Origin of the sequence: Pseudomonas sp. TMW22090, from assembly GCF_022496665.1 — a bacterium.
Taxonomy (GTDB): domain Bacteria; phylum Pseudomonadota; class Gammaproteobacteria; order Pseudomonadales; family Pseudomonadaceae; genus Aquipseudomonas; species Aquipseudomonas gregormendelii.
The window spans coordinates 82,707-97,486 of the sequence record NZ_SCFH01000012.1; the positions used below are offsets into that span (position 1 = coordinate 82,707).

Here is a 14,780-nt window from a genome sequence, read left to right on the forward strand (position 1 = left end):
AGGGAATGAAGCTCGGCATTATGCCTGCTTTGCCCCGCAGGATGAAAAGCCCGTACGTTTTGACGACGAAACGCGAGGGGCTTTCGAGTGGCAAAAACACCGACAGTGAAGAGCCAGGCCCTCATCCCGGCGACTGATAAGGACAACCGGTCACAGGCTACGCCGGGCTATAATGGACGGCCGCACGGGCAACTCAGGCCCGGGTTGCGGTGACGATGTGGCTTTGTTTGAAAAAAGAGGAACGGCATGACCCCTTGGCTGACGGTGGTAGGTATCGGTGAAGACGGCTTCAAGGGCCTTGGCAAGAATGCCCGACGCGCCCTGCTGTCTGCATCGCGGATCTTCGGCAGCCCGCGCCAGCTCGAACTGTTGCCCCTGTGTATCGTCGGCGAACGTCGTCAATGGCCGAGCCCGTTCTCGCTGGATTCACTGCTGGCCCTGCGCGGCGAACCGGTTTGCGTACTGGCCAGCGGCGACCCGATGTTCTTCGGCGTCGGCGCCAGCCTCACCCGGCAACTGTCCACTGACGAAATGCTGATCCTGCCGGCGCCTTCCTCTTGCTCCCTGGCCGCTGCGCGAATGGGCTGGGCACTGCAGGACGTCGTCACCCTGTCCGTCGTCGCCCGCCCGGTCGCTGCGCTCAACGCACATCTGTTCAACGGCACGCGCCTGCTGGTACTCAGCAATGACGGCCAGAGCCCTGGTGCCATTGCCGCGTTGTTGCGCGAGCGCGGGTTCGGCCCGAGTCGCCTGAGCGTGCTTGAGCACCTGGGCGGTGACGCCGAACGCCGCATCAACGCAGTGGCCAATGACTGGAACAATCCGGTCATCGCCGATCTCAACCTGGTTGCCATTGAATGCTTCGCAGCAGCCGATGCACCGCGCCTGTCGCGGTTGGCCGGTTTGCCGGACAGCGCCTTCAAGCATGATGGTCAGCTGACCAAGCGTGACGTGCGAGCGATCACCCTCGCTCGCCTGGCGCCGGTGCCGGGCGAACTGCTGTGGGACGTCGGCGCTGGCAGTGGTTCGATCGGGATCGAGTGGATGCGTGCGCACCCGAGTTGCCGCGCACTGGCGGTCGAGGCTGACGCAGGGCGCCAACTGTTGATTGAACATAATCGCGAAGCCCTCGGCGTGCCCGGCTTGCAGCTGATTCGCGGCAGCGCGCCGCAGGCGCTGGATGGGCTTGAGCGCCCCGACGCCATTTTCATCGGCGGCGGCGTCACCCGCGAAGGCGTGCTGGACGCCTGCTGGGCGGCGCTCAAGCCCGGCGGCCGCCTGGTGGCCAATGCAGTTACGCTGCAGAGCGAAACGACCCTGATGGCGTGGCGCGAGCAGCACGGCGGCGAGCTCACGCGAATTCACATCGCCCAGGCGCAACCCCTGGGTGACTTCGACACCTGGCGTCAGGCGCTGCCCATTACCCTGCTGGACGTGGTCAAGCCCTTCCATGCGTGATGAAACTGCGGAGCAACCCGCCCCCCTGCGCAGCGGCCTGACCACCGGCAGCTGCGCCACCGCTACCAGCCTCGCGGCCGCCCGGTTGTTGCTCGGCGGCCTGGGCGCGGACGCTGTGGATATTGTGCTGCCCAAGGGCAAGCAGGTGCAGATGCGCCTGGAGTTCTGCCGTTTGACCGAAGACGGCGCGGAGGCCGGCACTATCAAGGATGCCGGTGACGATCCGGACGTCACCCACGGCGCCCTGCTCTATTCAGGGGTGCGCCTGGACGCCGCCCCAGGCGTTCGTTTCAGGGCTGGCCGTGGCGTTGGCACCGTGACACGCCCGGGGCTGGTCCTGGGTGTGGGCGAGCCGGCAATCAACCCGGTGCCGCGCAAGATGATCAGCGATCACCTGACCCAACTGGCCGCCGAATTGGGTTATGGCGGTGGGTTCGAGGTCACGGTCAATGTCGAAGGCGGCGAGGCGTTGGCATTAAAAACCATGAACCCGCGGCTGGGGATTCTCGGCGGGCTGTCGATTCTCGGCACCAGCGGTATCGTCCGGCCGTTCTCCTGCGCCGCGTACATTGCCTCGATCCATCAGGGCATCGACGTCGCCAGGACCAACGGCTACCTGCACATTGCCGCGTGCACCGGCAACGCCAGCGAAGACACCATGCGCCGGGTCTACGACCTGCCGGAAATCGCCCTGATCGAAATGGGCGACTTCGTCGGTGCTGTGCTCAAGCACCTGCGCCGGGTGCCTGTGGATAAACTGAGCCTGTGCGGTGGGTTTGGCAAAATCAGCAAGCTGGCCGCCGGACACATGGACCTGCACAGCCGGCACTCAAGCATCGACCTGGCGCAATTGGCAGACTGGGCCGCCGCCATCGGCGCCGACGAAGCGTTGCAACAGGCGATCCGCGAGGCCAATACCAGCCAGCAAGCCCTGGCCATGGCCAGCTCAGCCGGGATCGCCCTCGGTGATCTTGTGTGCCAGCACGCACTGGAGTTTGCCCGCAGCGTGGTGCCGGCCCAGGTGCAGGTCGAAGTGTTCGCCATCGACCGCCAGGGCGGCGTGGTCGGCCACGCGGGAGCCTTCCAATGAAACGCATCCTGTTGCTGGGCGGCGTCACTGAAGCATTGGCCATTGCTCGAACCCTGGCACCGCAACACATTTACAGTCTGGCCGGCGTAGGCCGCGTGCCCACGGATCTGTCCTGCCAGGTGCGCGTCGGTGGCTATGGCGGTGCGGATGGCCTGGCGCAGTTCATCGGCGATCAAGGCATCGACCTGCTGCTGGACGCCACCCACCCCTACGCTGCCCAAATCAGCCAGAACGCCGCCACTGCTGCGCGTATCAGCGGCATACCCTGCTGGGCCCTCAGGCGCCCGGTCTGGCAGGCCCAGGCCGGTGATGACTGGCGAGAAGTGAACGACTGGGCAGACCTGATCAGCGCCCTGCAACCCTTCAGACGCCCGCTGTTCACCCTCGGCCGCGAGCCTTTGCAACACCTGCACGAAATCCCGCCCGAACAGTTCTGGACGCTGCGTGCACTGGACGTCTACCCCGGCAACGAACGCTGCGAAGTGATCGGCGCCCGCGGGCCCTTCCTGATCGACGACGAACGCCAACTGTTCGAGCGCCGGCAGATCGACGTGCTGATCAGCAAGAACAGCGGCAGCACCGCCACCGAGCCGAAGCTGGAAGTGGCGCGGGAGCGTGGGGTGCCGGTGCTGGTGTTGAAAAGACCGGTGTTGCCGGTGGTGGACAGGGAGTTTGAGTCGGTGATGCAGGTCTTGGCGGCCCTGTCAACCTAGGATGTCTCCTGCACTCTTTCGAAACTCGTGATTTTGCCGACCAGGTTTTCGGAAAAAGCCGTATATCCAGCCGCTCGCGCAAATCTTATAGTTCGGCATTGAGCAACGCTGGCAATCTGCAATTCGCGACTATCATGAAGGTTATGAAAGCCTTGGGCCTGCGCTTGCATGCCACTGCGCCCTGACTGCTGCGACACCAGACCGCAGGCGGGCTTTTTACTTATCGGCCCTGATCAGGCTAAATAGCCGCGCCTGATCGCCCATCCACCGGATTTCCCCATGTCCCGACAACGGCTCGCAATTGCCTGGATCGCCTGCTTTGCAGTGCTGTTCAACATGCTCGCCATGCCGATGAGCGGGGCGCTGGCGCAGTCGGCTAAATCGCCGGCCGATCAGTTGTTGTGGGGCAGTTTCTGCTCTTCCAGCGGCACGAAGATGGTGGCGATTTCCCTGGGTGACGTCGACCAGAAAGCCCCCTCAGGCGACGATCATTCCAACATGCAGCATTGCTGGTGCTGCTCCGGGTCTGCGCCCTTGGTGGCATTGCCCGGGCATGAGCCGCAGCTGTATTTCGCACAGTACCAGGCCAATCACAGCCTGGCAGTCGGCATCCTGGATACGCCCACACCTCGCCAGCAATGGCCTGCCTTGAACCCCCGCGCGTCCCCTCTGGTGTGATTCCTTCTCGCAATTGACCTGCGTTTTGAATCGTTCCGGAGAACCGCCATGTTGAACAAACTCATCGTCCTGGCCGCCTTGCTGTTGCCTGCCTGCCTTGCCAATGCCCACGATTACAAGGCCGGGCAACTTGAAGTTGCCCACCCCTGGTCCATGGAGCTGCCACCCAATGCACCGACCGTGGCCGCGTATTTCGTGATCACCAACAAAGGCGACAGCGCAGACAGGTTGGTCAGCGTCGACTCGCCGATCGCCGGCAGCGCCCAATTGCATGAGCACGTGCAGCAAGGCGACCTGATGAAAATGCAGCAGGTCCCCAGCGTGGCAATCCCGGCCGGGGGAGTCGTCACCTTCGCCCCCATGGCCTATCACGTCATGCTGCTGGACCTCAAAGACCGCGCTCTGTTGAGAGACGGCCAGAAGTTCCCGCTGACGATGCACTTTGAAAAGTCCGGTGAAGTGACGGTCGACGTCACAGTGCAGAAGCAGGCGCCGGATGGCGCGCCAATGCACGCCCACGCCCAATAAACGACCGAGCCCGCACGCCCATGCGCCCGCTTAGCGCCAGGTCCCCAGCTACCCGCCGTCAGCCATTGCGCCTGACTCGCGGCAGCTGGGTCAGCCTGTTCGCCATGTTGATGATCTTTATCGGCCCGCTGATTTCCCAGTCGATGCCGATGGATCAGCGCGCGCCGATGTCCATGGACATGTCCACGAGCATGAGCATGGACATGTCGACGATGGAGCACGCCGAACATGGCGCGCAGGTCGACGCTGAGCATTGCCCGCCGAAAACCGATCATCACGCGCTGTGGGAACGATGCGGCTACTGCAGCCTGTTGTTCAATTGCCCGGCACTGACGGGCGGCCACTCTTTCGCGGCCTTTGACACCCCCAAGACCAGCACTTTCACCACACCCGCCACACGCCTGGGCCATGCCCGGCCAACCTTCTTCCCCGGCGCCCGCACCCGCGCGCCCCCTTCCGTCGCGTAAACACCTGCCCAAACCCACACGGCTATAGGACAGCAAAGGCGCCTGTGGGAGCGGGGCGGCTCGCGAAAGCGTTGTGCCAGATGACATCCATGTGGCTGACATTCCTCTTCGCGAGCACGCCTGCTCCCACAGTTGATTCGAGCTTTGGCTGCCAGCCGTGTCGTTTACGACTGTTCGACGGAAATTTTCATGTCCATGTTTTCTGCAGACACACGCCTGAGCGCCGCCCAGGTTTCTTTCGCCCTGAACCCGACCAACGTCCGGTTCAGACACGCCACCGCGATCCTTTGCGGCGCTTTGCTCGTGCCCCTGGCGCAAGCCGATGAACACGCCGGGCACAATGAAGAATTGAGCCCCACGGTCATCACCGCCATTGCCCAAAGTTCACCGCTGACCATCGTCACCAACCCCAAGGATCCGCGCCAACCGGTGCCGGCCAGTGATGGCGGTGACTATCTCAAGACCATCCCCGGCTTCGCCCTGGTGCGCAACGGTGGCACCAACGGCGACCCGGTGCTGCGCGGCATGTTCGGTTCACGCCTGAATATCCTCACCAATGGCGGCATGATGCTCGGCGCCTGCCCTGGCCGAATGGACGCACCCACCTCCTACATTTCGCCGGAAACCTACGACAAGCTCACAGTCATCAAGGGCCCGCAAACCGTGCTCTGGGGCCCCGGCGCATCCGCCGGGACCATCCTCTTTGACCGCGAACCGGAAAACTTCGGCGAACTTGGTACCCGGGTAAATGCCAGCCTGCTGGCCGGTTCCAACGGTCGTTTCGACAAAGTGGTGGACGCTGCTGCCGGAGGACCGTTGGGCTATGTGCGAGTGATCGGCAACACGGCCCACTCCGACGACTACCGTGACGGCAACAATGACACCGTGCCCTCGCGCTACGACAAGTGGAACGGCGACGTCGCCGTGGGCTGGACGCCGGATGCCGACACCTTGCTGGAGCTGACCGCCGGCAAGGGTGACGGTGAAGCGCGGTACGCCGGACGCGGCATGGACGGTTCCCAGTTCAAGCGCGAAAGCCTGGGCCTGCGCTTCGAAAAATCGAACATCGGCGAGGTGCTGGACAAGGTCGAGGCACAGATCTACTACAACTACGCCGACCACGTGATGGACAACTACACGCTGCGCACGCCTTCCGGCACCGGGATGATGGCCGGCCCCATGGCCTCGAACGTCGACCGCCGCACCCTCGGCGCGCGTATCAAAGGCACCTGGCGCTGGGCCGACGTGCAATTGATCAGCGGCCTCGATGCGCAGACCAATGAACACCGCCAGCGCAGCGGCATGGGCATCGATACCTACAAGGACGTGCCGTTCACCAAGGACGCCGACTTCCATAACTACGGTGTCTTCAGCGAGCTGACCTGGTTCGCCACGGACAGTGACCGGCTCATCAGCGGCGCCCGCCTGGATCGCGCCTCGGCCAGGGATTTTCGCCAGACCACCGGCTCGGGGATGATGACCCGCCCCAACCCGACCGCCAACGACACCCGCGCCGACACCCTGCCCAGCGGCTTCATCCGCTACGAGCATGACCTGGCAGACAGCCCGACCACTCTCTATGCAGGCCTGGGCCACACCCAGCGCTTCCCGGATTACTGGGAGCTGTTTTCGCCCAACTCAGGCCCAAGCGGGTCGCTCAACGCCTTTGATTCGATCAAGCCGGAAAAAACCACCCAGCTCGATTTCGGCCTGCAGTACAAGAGCGCTGAACTCGAAGCCTGGGCCTCGGGTTACATCGGCCAGGTGCGCGACTACATCCTGTTCGATTACACCCCGGGGATGATGGGAATGACCTCGCGGGCGCAGAACATCGACGCGCGAATCATGGGCGGCGAACTCGGTGCCGCCTACAAGCTGACCGACAACTGGAAGGCTGACGCGACCCTGGCTTATGCCTGGGGCAAGAACAGCAGCGACGGCAACGCACTGCCGCAAATGCCGCCGCTCGATGCCCGTTTCGGCCTGACTTATAGCGAAGACAACTGGAGCGCCGGGGCACTGTGGAGAGTGGTCGCCGCGCAAGACCGTATCGACCGCAACAAGGGCAACGTGGTCGGCAAGGACTTCGACAAGACCGCAGGTTTCGGGGTGTTCTCGCTCAATGGCGCCTACCGGATCAACCAGCACTGGAAGGTCAGCACAGGCGTGGACAACCTGTTCGGCAAGGCTTACGCCGAGCACCTGAACCTGGCCGGCAACGCGGGCTTCGGTTACCCGGCCAACGACCCGCAAGCCATCAAGGAACCGGGGCGAACGCTCTGGACCAAGATTGATATGAGTTTCTAACAAGAAAAGTCAAAAGATCGCAGGCTACGCCAGCTCCTGCATCGCATGCACCCTGTAGGAGCGGCGTAGGAGCTGTCGAGTGAAACGAGGCTGCGATCTTTTACGGGACAATCGATTCGCCAAGCGGAGCACCCACCATGAAACAGCCCAAAGTGAATTTCTACAACCTGGCCTGGCGCTGGCATTTCTACGCCGGTCTGTTCGTCGCGCCATTTATGGTCATGCTGGCCCTGACCGGGGTCATCTACCTGTTCAAGCCACAGCTTGATCCGTTGATGTACGGCAGCCTGCTGAATGTCCCGGCCGGCCATCACAGCCTGCCGGCCGACGACCTGCTCAAACGGGTGAAAACTGCCTATCCACAAGGTCAGGTCACGCAGTACCTGCCACCGGTCAATGCCGAACGCAGTGCCCAGTTTGTGGTAACCCAGGCCGACCAGGAACTGAACGTCTTCATCGATCCTTATCACGGCGACATCCTCGGCGAGCAAGACGCCAAGATGAACCTGCAAGCCGTGGCCCGGGCGATTCACGGCGAGCTGATGATCGGCACGGTGGGTGATCGCCTGGTCGAACTGGCCGCCGGTTGGGGCATCGTGTTGGTGGTGTCCGGCGTCTTCCTCTGGTGGCCGCGGGGCCAGGCAGCCGGCATCCTCTGGCCACGCCTGAGCAGCCGCGGCCGAGTGCTGTGGCGCGACCTGCACGCGGTCACCGGTTTCTGGGGCGCGACCTTTCTGCTGGTGATGTTGCTCAGCGGCATGACTTGGACCGGGTTCTGGGGCAAGCAATACGCGGGGGTCTGGAACGTCTTTCCGGACGCGATGTGGAATGACATGCCCAAGTCCGATGTCGAGGCGCGCAGTCTCAATACCGCCACTCGCCAGACTGTCCCATGGGCCATGGAAAACACGCCGATGCCGATGTCCGGCGATCATGCCGAACACATGAACCACGGCGATAAACCTGCCGGCCCGGCCGCACCGATCATCAGCCTGCAAGACGTGCAAAACGTCGCCGAACAACGCAAGGTCGAGCCCGGCTACAGCATCACCCTGCCCACCACCGATACCGGCGTGTTCACGATCGCCGTGTTCGCCGACGACCCGCGCAACGATGCCACCCTGCATGTCGATCAATACACCGGCAAGGTGCTCGCCGATGTGCGCTGGGAAGACTACGGCAGTGTCGCCCGCGCCACGGAAGTCGGCGTGATGTTGCATGAAGGCAAGATGTTCGGGGTCATCAATCAGATTATCGTGCTGCTGATCTGCCTGATGATTCTGCTGAGCGCGGTCAGTGGCGTGGTGATTTGGTGGAAACGTCGCCCGCAAGGCAAGCTCGGCGTGCCACCGCTGCGCCACGACCTGCCGAAATGGAAAACCGCGATGGTCATCATGCTCGCACTGGCGGTGGCATTTCCCTTGGTGGGGGCCTCGTTGGTCGTGGTCTGGGTTTTGGACCGTGTGCTGTTTTCGCGATTCAACCGGCAGCCTGAATCGGCTTCTACTTCCTGAATCCGGCTTCCTCTGCAGGAGCGGGCTCGCTTGCGATCAACGTCGTGACGCTGCGGTCAGACAGAAACCAGCGTTATCGTTGACGTCCATCGCGGGCGCGCTCGCTCCTACAGCCAGGGGCGGCGCTCCTGCCCTGTTGTGGCGCACCCCGGCGCACCAACGCCCCGACCTCGACCCTTCCTGGTGCGCCGCCCAGGCGCGCACCCTGTCTAAACCGACACTTTCCTGCCTTATGCCGACCAGGCACAGCCCTTGCTAAAGACTCTTCAGTAGCCCGCATCTGCCAACCAAGAAAAATATCTAACGTTCATGGAGATTGCACAATGAAGCGTCGTAGCTTGATCAAGGCTTTCACACTCACGGCAAGCATCGCCGCAATGGGCATGACCTGGACTATCCAGGCCGCCGAGACCATCAAGGTCGGGATTCTGCACTCGTTGTCCGGCACCATGGCAATCTCCGAAACTTCGCTCAAAGACATGGCGTTGATGACCATCGACGAGATCAACGCCAAGGGCGGCGTGAACGGCAAGATGCTCGAACCCGTAGTGGTCGACCCTGCGTCGAACTGGCCGCTGTTCGCCGAGAAGGGCCGCCAGTTGCTGACTCAGGACAAGGTCGCCGTGGTCTTCGGTTGCTGGACTTCGGTGTCGCGCAAATCAGTGTTGCCGGTATTCGAGGAGCTCAATGGCCTGCTGTTCTACCCGGTACAATACGAAGGCGAAGAAATGTCGCCGAACGTGTTCTACACCGGCGCAGCGCCGAACCAGCAGGCGATCCCAGCGGTGGAATACCTGATGAGCGAGGAAGGCGGCAGTGCCAAGCGCTACTTCCTGCTGGGCACCGACTACGTCTACCCGCGCACCACCAACAAGATCCTGCGATCGTTCCTGCATTCCAAAGGCGTGGCGGACAAGGACATCGAAGAGGTCTACACCCCGTTCGGCCACAGCGACTACCAAACCATCGTTGCCAACATCAAGAAATTCTCGGCAGGCGGCAAGACGGCGGTGATCTCCACCGTCAACGGCGACTCCAACGTGCCGTTTTACAAAGAGCTGGCCAACCAGGGCCTGAAGGCTACCGACGTTCCGGTCGTAGCGTTCTCGGTCGGCGAAGAGGAACTGCGCGGCATCGACACCAAACCGCTGGTGGGCAACCTCGCGGCCTGGAACTACTTCGAGTCGGTGGAGAACCCGGCGAACAAGAAATTCGTTGCCGACTGGAAAGCCTATGCGAAGAAACACAACCTGCCGGGTGCCGACAAAGCGGTCACCAACGATCCTATGGAAGCCACCTACGTGGGCATCCACATGTGGGCCCAGGCAGCTGAAAAAGCCAAGTCCACCGACGTCGACAAGGTCCGCGAAGCCCTGGCAGGCCAGACCTTTGCCGCGCCGTCCGGCTACACGCTGACCATGGACAAAACCAACCACCACCTGCACAAGCCGGTGATGATCGGCGAAATTCAGGCGGACGGTCAGTTCAACGTGGTCTGGCAGACCGAAGGCCCGATCCGTGCCCAGCCGTGGAGCCCGTTCATTTCGGGTAACGACAAGAAGCCGGACTATGCGGTGAAGAGCAACTAAGCCATTGGACGTCGGGGCCCGCACTCGGGCCCGACACAAATCCCTGTGGGAGCGAGCTTGCTCGCGAAGGCGGCGGCACATTCAACATCTATGTGGCTGACACACCGCATTTGCGAGCAGGCTCGCTCCCACAATGTCCGCGCAAGGCGACTCTCTATGCCCACCGCCCTTTATCGCTTGATCCTGGCCATCGCGCTGTTGCTGCCGATGGCCACTTTTGCCGGCGACGCCGAAGACTTCGTCGCCGCCAATCCGGTTCAACAAGCCAAGCTTCTGGAAGCCTGGGCCGCGCAGCCCGACCCGGCCCGTGTCGAGCTGATCAACGCCTTGCAACAAGGGCAGTTGACCGTCGACGGCCAGCCGAAAACCCTGCGCCTGAACAACCGCCTGCGGGGTCTGATCGACACCGCACTGGCCAGTCACCAACTGCTCGCCGCCGATGGCAGGCTGCGTCTGGCGGCCGCACAACAATTGCAGAAAAGCGCCAAACCGGCGCAACTGAAATTCCTCGACCAGCAACTGGCCGCAGAACCGGACGAAAGCGTCCACGCGGCCCTGAGCCTGGCCCTGGCCAATCTGCAGCTGGTCGACACCGACCCAGCCGTGCGCCTGGCGGCCGTGCGCCTGCTCGGGGAAACCGGCGACCCGCTGGCCCGCACCCGCCTTGAAAGCCTGCTGGAACCGGGCGTCGAGGCCGACGCCGGGGTGCGTACCGCCGCCGAAACCAGCCTGGCCCAAGTGAAACGCAAACTGCTGATCGGCGAGGTCCTCGGCCAGGCGTTCAGCGGCATGTCCCTGGGCTCGATTCTGCTGCTTGCCGCCCTCGGCCTGGCGATTACCTTCGGCCTGCTCGGGGTGATCAACATGGCCCACGGCGAGATGCTGATGCTCGGCGCGTACTCGACCTATGTGGTGCAGCTGATGTTCCAGCGCTACGCCCCGCAAGCCATCGAGTTCTACCCGCTGATTGCCCTGCCGGTGGCGTTTTTTGTCACCGCCGCAATCGGCATGGCACTGGAGCGCACAGTGATTCGCCACCTCTATGGGCGCCCACTGGAAACCCTGCTCGCCACCTGGGGCATCAGCCTGATGCTGATCCAGTTGGTGCGGCTGGTGTTTGGCGCACAGAACGTCGAGGTGGCCAACCCGGCCTGGTTGTCAGGCGGCATTCAGGTGCTGCCAAACCTGGTGCTGCCCTACAACCGCATCGTCATCATCGCGTTTGCGCTGTTCGTGGTCGTGCTGACCTGGCTGCTGCTGAACAAGACGCGCCTGGGGTTGAACGTGCGCGCCGTCACGCAAAATCGCAACATGGCCGCCTGCTGCGGAGTGCCGACCGGTCGCGTCGACATGCTCGCGTTCGGGCTCGGCTCCGGTATCGCCGGGCTCGGCGGCGTGGCCCTGAGCCAGATCGGCAACGTCGGCCCTGACCTTGGCCAGAGCTACATCATCGACTCGTTCCTGGTGGTGGTGCTCGGCGGCGTAGGTCAACTGGCCGGGAGCGTCTTTGCCGCATTCGGCCTGGGCATTGCCAACAAGATTCTCGAACCCCAAATCGGAGCCGTACTCGGCAAGATCCTGATCCTCGCGCTGATCATTCTGTTTATCCAGAAACGTCCGCAAGGCCTCTTTGCACTGAAAGGACGGGTGATCGACTGATGAACCAGCCCCTGATGCTCACGGCTACACAAAAGGCCGGCCCCAAGGTCACGATCGCCGTCGGTGCGGTGATTCTCGTGCTGCTGCTGGCACTGCCTTTGCTTTCGCTGTTGCCACCGGACAGCACATTCCACGTCTCCGCCTACACCCTGACCCTGGTGGGCAAGATCCTGTGCTACGCCATCGTGGCCCTGGCCCTGGATCTGGTCTGGGGTTACGCCGGTCTGTTGTCCCTGGGCCACGGCCTGTTCTTCGCCCTCGGCGGTTATGCGATGGGCATGTACCTGATGCGCCAGGCCTCGGGCGATAGTTTGCCGGCCTTCATGACGTTCCTGTCGTGGACCGAGTTGCCATGGTACTGGGCCGGCACCAGCAGTTTTCTCTGGGCCATGTGCCTGGTGGTGCTGGCGCCGGGACTGCTCGCGCTGGTGTTCGGCTTCTTCGCCTTTCGCTCGCGCATCAAGGGCGTGTATTTCTCGATCATGACCCAAGCGCTGACGTTCGCCGGGATGCTGCTGTTCTTCCGCAATGAAACCGGGTTCGGAGGCAACAACGGCTTCACCAACTTTCGCACCATTCTCGGCTTTGGCATCACCGAACCCAGTACCCGCGCAGTGCTGTTTATTGCCACGGTGCTGTTACTGGTGGCCAGCCTGTACATCGGCTGGCGCCTGGCGCAAAGCAAATTTGGCCGGGTGCTGACCGCGCTGCGCGACGCAGAAAACCGCCTGATGTTCTGCGGCTACGACCCACGCGGCTTCAAGCTGTTTGTGTGGGTATTGAGTGCAGTGCTGTGCGGCCTGGCCGGTGCGCTTTATGTACCGCAAGTCGGCATCATCAACCCGAGTGAAATGTCGCCGACCAACTCCATCGAAGCCGCTGTCTGGGTAGCGCTGGGTGGGCGCGGCACGCTGATCGGGCCGCTGCTGGGCGCCGGCGTGGTGAATGGCATGAAGAGCTGGTTCACCGTGGCCTTCCCCGAGTACTGGCTGTTTTTCCTCGGCGCACTGTTCATCGTCGTGACGCTGTACCTGCCCAAGGGTGTGATCGGCTTGCTGAAGAAAAGGGGCGAACAATGAGAATCACACCGACGGCACAATTCATGCTCGAACCCGCTTTCTTCCCACCGGAACCGAACAAGGACGCTGGCAGCAGCCGGGACGCTATCGGCCTCGGACAGCGCGTGACGCCCGGCCTGAACACCCGTCACGGCACCATCCTGACCCTGGAAGACATCAGCGTCAGCTTCGATGGCTTCCGGGCGCTGAACAACCTGAACCTGTACATCGGCGTCGGTGAGTTGCGCTGCATCATCGGCCCCAACGGTGCAGGCAAGACCACCTTGATGGACGTGATCACCGGCAAGACCCGCCCCAGCCATGGCAAGGCGTGGTTCGGTGAAACCCTTGACCTGACGCAGATGAGCGAAGTGCAGATCGCCCAGGCGGGCATCGGTCGCAAGTTTCAGAAACCGACAGTGTTCGAGGCGTTGAGCGTCTTTGAAAACCTTGAACTGGCGCAGAAAACCGACAAGTCGGTGTGGGCCAGCCTGCGGGCTCGCCTGAGCGGTGAACAGAAGGATCGCATCAGCGAGGTGCTGGACACCATTCGCCTGACCAGTTCGGTCAATCGTCCGGCGGGCCTGCTGTCCCATGGTCAGAAGCAGTTCCTGGAAATCGGCATGTTGCTGATGCAGGACCCGCAACTGCTGCTGCTCGACGAACCGGTGGCGGGCATGACCGATGCCGAGACCGAATTCACCGCTGAGCTGTTCAAGCGTCTGGCCGGCAAGCATTCGCTGATGGTGGTCGAGCACGACATGGGTTTTGTCGGCTCGATTGCCGACCACGTCACGGTGCTGCACCAGGGTAGCGTGCTGGCCGAAGGGTCGCTTGCGCAGGTGCAGGAAAACGAGCGGGTAATCGAGGTTTATCTCGGACGCTGATGCACTTCGTAGGAGCGAGCTCGCTCGCGATGGAGATCAACGATTACGCGGGCTGCCTGAATGAACGCTTCGATCTCGGGATCATCGCGAGCAAGCTCGCTCCTACAAGGGTTTTGAGGAGAATTTGGAATGCTGCAAGTCGACAAGCTGCACCAGTACTACGGTGGTAGCCACATCCTGCGCGGCCTGACGTTTGACGTGAAAATCGGCGAGGTCACCTGCCTGCTCGGGCGCAACGGCGTGGGCAAGACCACCTTGCTCAAATGCCTGATGGGCCTGCTGCCGGCCAAGGACGGCGCGGTCAACTGGGAAGGTAAACCGATCACTACGTTCAAACCCCACCAGCGGGTGCACGCTGGAATCGCCTACGTTCCCCAGGGTCGGGAAATTTTCGGCCGACTGACCGTCGAAGAAAATCTGCTGATGGGTCTGTCACGCTTTCCCGGCAGCGAAGCGAAGGAAGTCCCGGCGTTCATTTACGAACTGTTCCCGGTGTTGCTGCAAATGAAGCAGCGGCGCGGTGGCGATTTGTCCGGCGGCCAGCAGCAACAGCTGGCCATCGGTCGCGCATTGGCCAGTCGCCCACGCTTGCTGATCCTCGATGAGCCCACTGAAGGTATCCAGCCTTCGGTGATCAAGGAAATCGGCGCGGTCATCAAGAAGCTTGCCGCCCGCGGGGACATGGCGATTTTGCTGGTCGAGCAGTTCTACGATTTTGCTGCCGAACTCGCCGATCAGTACCTGGTGATGTCCCGCGGCGAGATCGTGCAGCAGGGGCGCGGCGAAAACATGGAAGCCGAAGGTGTGCGCGGCCTGGTAACCATCTAACCTG

13 protein-coding genes and 1 pseudogene are annotated in these 14,780 nt (G+C 62.5%); all 14 read left to right on the forward strand.

The features are described 5' to 3' along the window. The first annotated feature begins 246 nt into the window (after nt 1–246). On the forward strand, nt 247–1,458 hold the full coding sequence (gene cbiE, locus EQV97_RS26790) for a precorrin-6y C5,15-methyltransferase (decarboxylating) subunit CbiE (protein ID WP_122841609.1): 1,212 nt from the start codon (nt 247–249) through the stop codon (nt 1,456–1,458). Beyond that, the gene (locus EQV97_RS26795; RefSeq protein ID WP_240890398.1) at nt 1,451–2,548 is read left to right on the forward strand and encodes a cobalt-precorrin-5B (C(1))-methyltransferase; all 1,098 of its coding nucleotides are present in this window, start codon (nt 1,451–1,453) and stop codon (nt 2,546–2,548) included. Before cbiE ends, EQV97_RS26795 begins: the two co-directional genes overlap by 8 nt. Next, nucleotides 2,545–3,261, forward strand: a complete 717-nt coding sequence (locus EQV97_RS26800) for a cobalt-precorrin-6A reductase (RefSeq protein WP_240890399.1) — start codon at nt 2,545–2,547, stop codon at nt 3,259–3,261. Before EQV97_RS26795 ends, EQV97_RS26800 begins: the two co-directional genes overlap by 4 nt. 77 nt (nt 3,262–3,338) lie before the next feature. Further along, nucleotides 3,339–3,446, forward strand: a pseudogene (locus EQV97_RS26805) (transcriptional regulator); the annotation flags it as partial. A gap of 94 nt (nt 3,447–3,540) precedes the next feature. After that, the gene (locus tag EQV97_RS26810; protein ID WP_240890400.1) at nt 3,541–3,939 is read left to right on the forward strand and encodes a DUF2946 domain-containing protein; all 399 of its coding nucleotides are present in this window, start codon (nt 3,541–3,543) and stop codon (nt 3,937–3,939) included. Nucleotides 3,940–3,987: 48 nt separating this feature from the next. Next, on the forward strand, nt 3,988–4,467 hold the full coding sequence (locus EQV97_RS26815) for a copper chaperone PCu(A)C (protein WP_240890401.1): 480 nt from the start codon (nt 3,988–3,990) through the stop codon (nt 4,465–4,467). A 20-nt stretch (nt 4,468–4,487) separates the two neighbouring features. Further along, on the forward strand, nt 4,488–4,934 hold the full coding sequence (locus EQV97_RS26820) for a DUF2946 domain-containing protein (protein WP_240890402.1): 447 nt from the start codon (nt 4,488–4,490) through the stop codon (nt 4,932–4,934). A gap of 189 nt (nt 4,935–5,123) precedes the next feature. Then, nucleotides 5,124–7,241 (forward strand): TonB-dependent copper receptor, encoded by a 2,118-nt coding sequence (locus tag EQV97_RS26825; protein WP_240890403.1) that lies wholly within the window; start codon nt 5,124–5,126, stop codon nt 7,239–7,241. Between the two features lie 137 nt (nt 7,242–7,378). Next, entirely contained in the window at nt 7,379–8,755 is a 1,377-nt protein-coding gene (locus EQV97_RS26830; RefSeq protein WP_240890404.1) for a PepSY domain-containing protein, read from the forward strand. Between the two features lie 323 nt (nt 8,756–9,078). Further along, nucleotides 9,079–10,344, forward strand: a complete 1,266-nt coding sequence (gene urtA / locus EQV97_RS26835; RefSeq protein WP_045060352.1) for an urea ABC transporter substrate-binding protein — start codon at nt 9,079–9,081, stop codon at nt 10,342–10,344. Nucleotides 10,345–10,500: 156 nt separating this feature from the next. Further along, nucleotides 10,501–12,003: an urea ABC transporter permease subunit UrtB gene (urtB, locus tag EQV97_RS26840; protein WP_240890405.1), complete on the forward strand. Its 1,503-nt coding sequence runs from the start codon at nt 10,501–10,503 to the stop codon at nt 12,001–12,003. After that, the gene (gene urtC, locus EQV97_RS26845; RefSeq protein WP_240890406.1) at nt 12,003–13,082 is read left to right on the forward strand and encodes an urea ABC transporter permease subunit UrtC; all 1,080 of its coding nucleotides are present in this window, start codon (nt 12,003–12,005) and stop codon (nt 13,080–13,082) included. The genes urtB and urtC overlap by 1 nt, the downstream gene beginning before the upstream one ends. Next, nucleotides 13,079–13,948, forward strand: a complete 870-nt coding sequence (gene urtD / locus EQV97_RS26850; RefSeq protein WP_045060355.1) for an urea ABC transporter ATP-binding protein UrtD — start codon at nt 13,079–13,081, stop codon at nt 13,946–13,948. The genes urtC and urtD overlap by 4 nt, the downstream gene beginning before the upstream one ends. A 129-nt stretch (nt 13,949–14,077) precedes the next feature. Next, nucleotides 14,078–14,776 carry an urea ABC transporter ATP-binding subunit UrtE gene (gene urtE / locus EQV97_RS26855; RefSeq protein WP_045060356.1) on the forward strand — a complete coding sequence of 233 codons (699 nt, stop codon included), beginning with the start codon at nt 14,078–14,080 and terminating at the stop codon, nt 14,774–14,776. Nucleotides 14,777–14,780 lie beyond the last annotated feature (4 nt).

What these genes read in the sequence shown, in the direction of transcription:
- cbiE (WP_122841609.1), top strand. Translation starts at nt 247, where the DNA reads ATGACCCCTTGGCTGACGGTGGTAGGTATCGGTGAAGACGGCTTCAAG.
- EQV97_RS26795 (WP_240890398.1), top strand. Translation starts at nt 1,451, where the DNA reads ATGCGTGATGAAACTGCGGAGCAACCCGCCCCCCTGCGCAGCGGCCTG.
- EQV97_RS26800 (WP_240890399.1), top strand. Translation starts at nt 2,545, where the DNA reads ATGAAACGCATCCTGTTGCTGGGCGGCGTCACTGAAGCATTGGCCATT.
- EQV97_RS26810 (WP_240890400.1), top strand. Translation starts at nt 3,541, where the DNA reads ATGTCCCGACAACGGCTCGCAATTGCCTGGATCGCCTGCTTTGCAGTG.
- EQV97_RS26815 (WP_240890401.1), top strand. Translation starts at nt 3,988, where the DNA reads ATGTTGAACAAACTCATCGTCCTGGCCGCCTTGCTGTTGCCTGCCTGC.
- EQV97_RS26820 (WP_240890402.1), top strand. Translation starts at nt 4,488, where the DNA reads ATGCGCCCGCTTAGCGCCAGGTCCCCAGCTACCCGCCGTCAGCCATTG.
- EQV97_RS26825 (WP_240890403.1), top strand. Translation starts at nt 5,124, where the DNA reads ATGTCCATGTTTTCTGCAGACACACGCCTGAGCGCCGCCCAGGTTTCT.
- EQV97_RS26830 (WP_240890404.1), top strand. Translation starts at nt 7,379, where the DNA reads ATGAAACAGCCCAAAGTGAATTTCTACAACCTGGCCTGGCGCTGGCAT.
- urtA (WP_045060352.1), top strand. Translation starts at nt 9,079, where the DNA reads ATGAAGCGTCGTAGCTTGATCAAGGCTTTCACACTCACGGCAAGCATC.
- urtB (WP_240890405.1), top strand. Translation starts at nt 10,501, where the DNA reads ATGCCCACCGCCCTTTATCGCTTGATCCTGGCCATCGCGCTGTTGCTG.
- urtC (WP_240890406.1), top strand. Translation starts at nt 12,003, where the DNA reads ATGAACCAGCCCCTGATGCTCACGGCTACACAAAAGGCCGGCCCCAAG.
- urtD (WP_045060355.1), top strand. Translation starts at nt 13,079, where the DNA reads ATGAGAATCACACCGACGGCACAATTCATGCTCGAACCCGCTTTCTTC.
- urtE (WP_045060356.1), top strand. Translation starts at nt 14,078, where the DNA reads ATGCTGCAAGTCGACAAGCTGCACCAGTACTACGGTGGTAGCCACATC.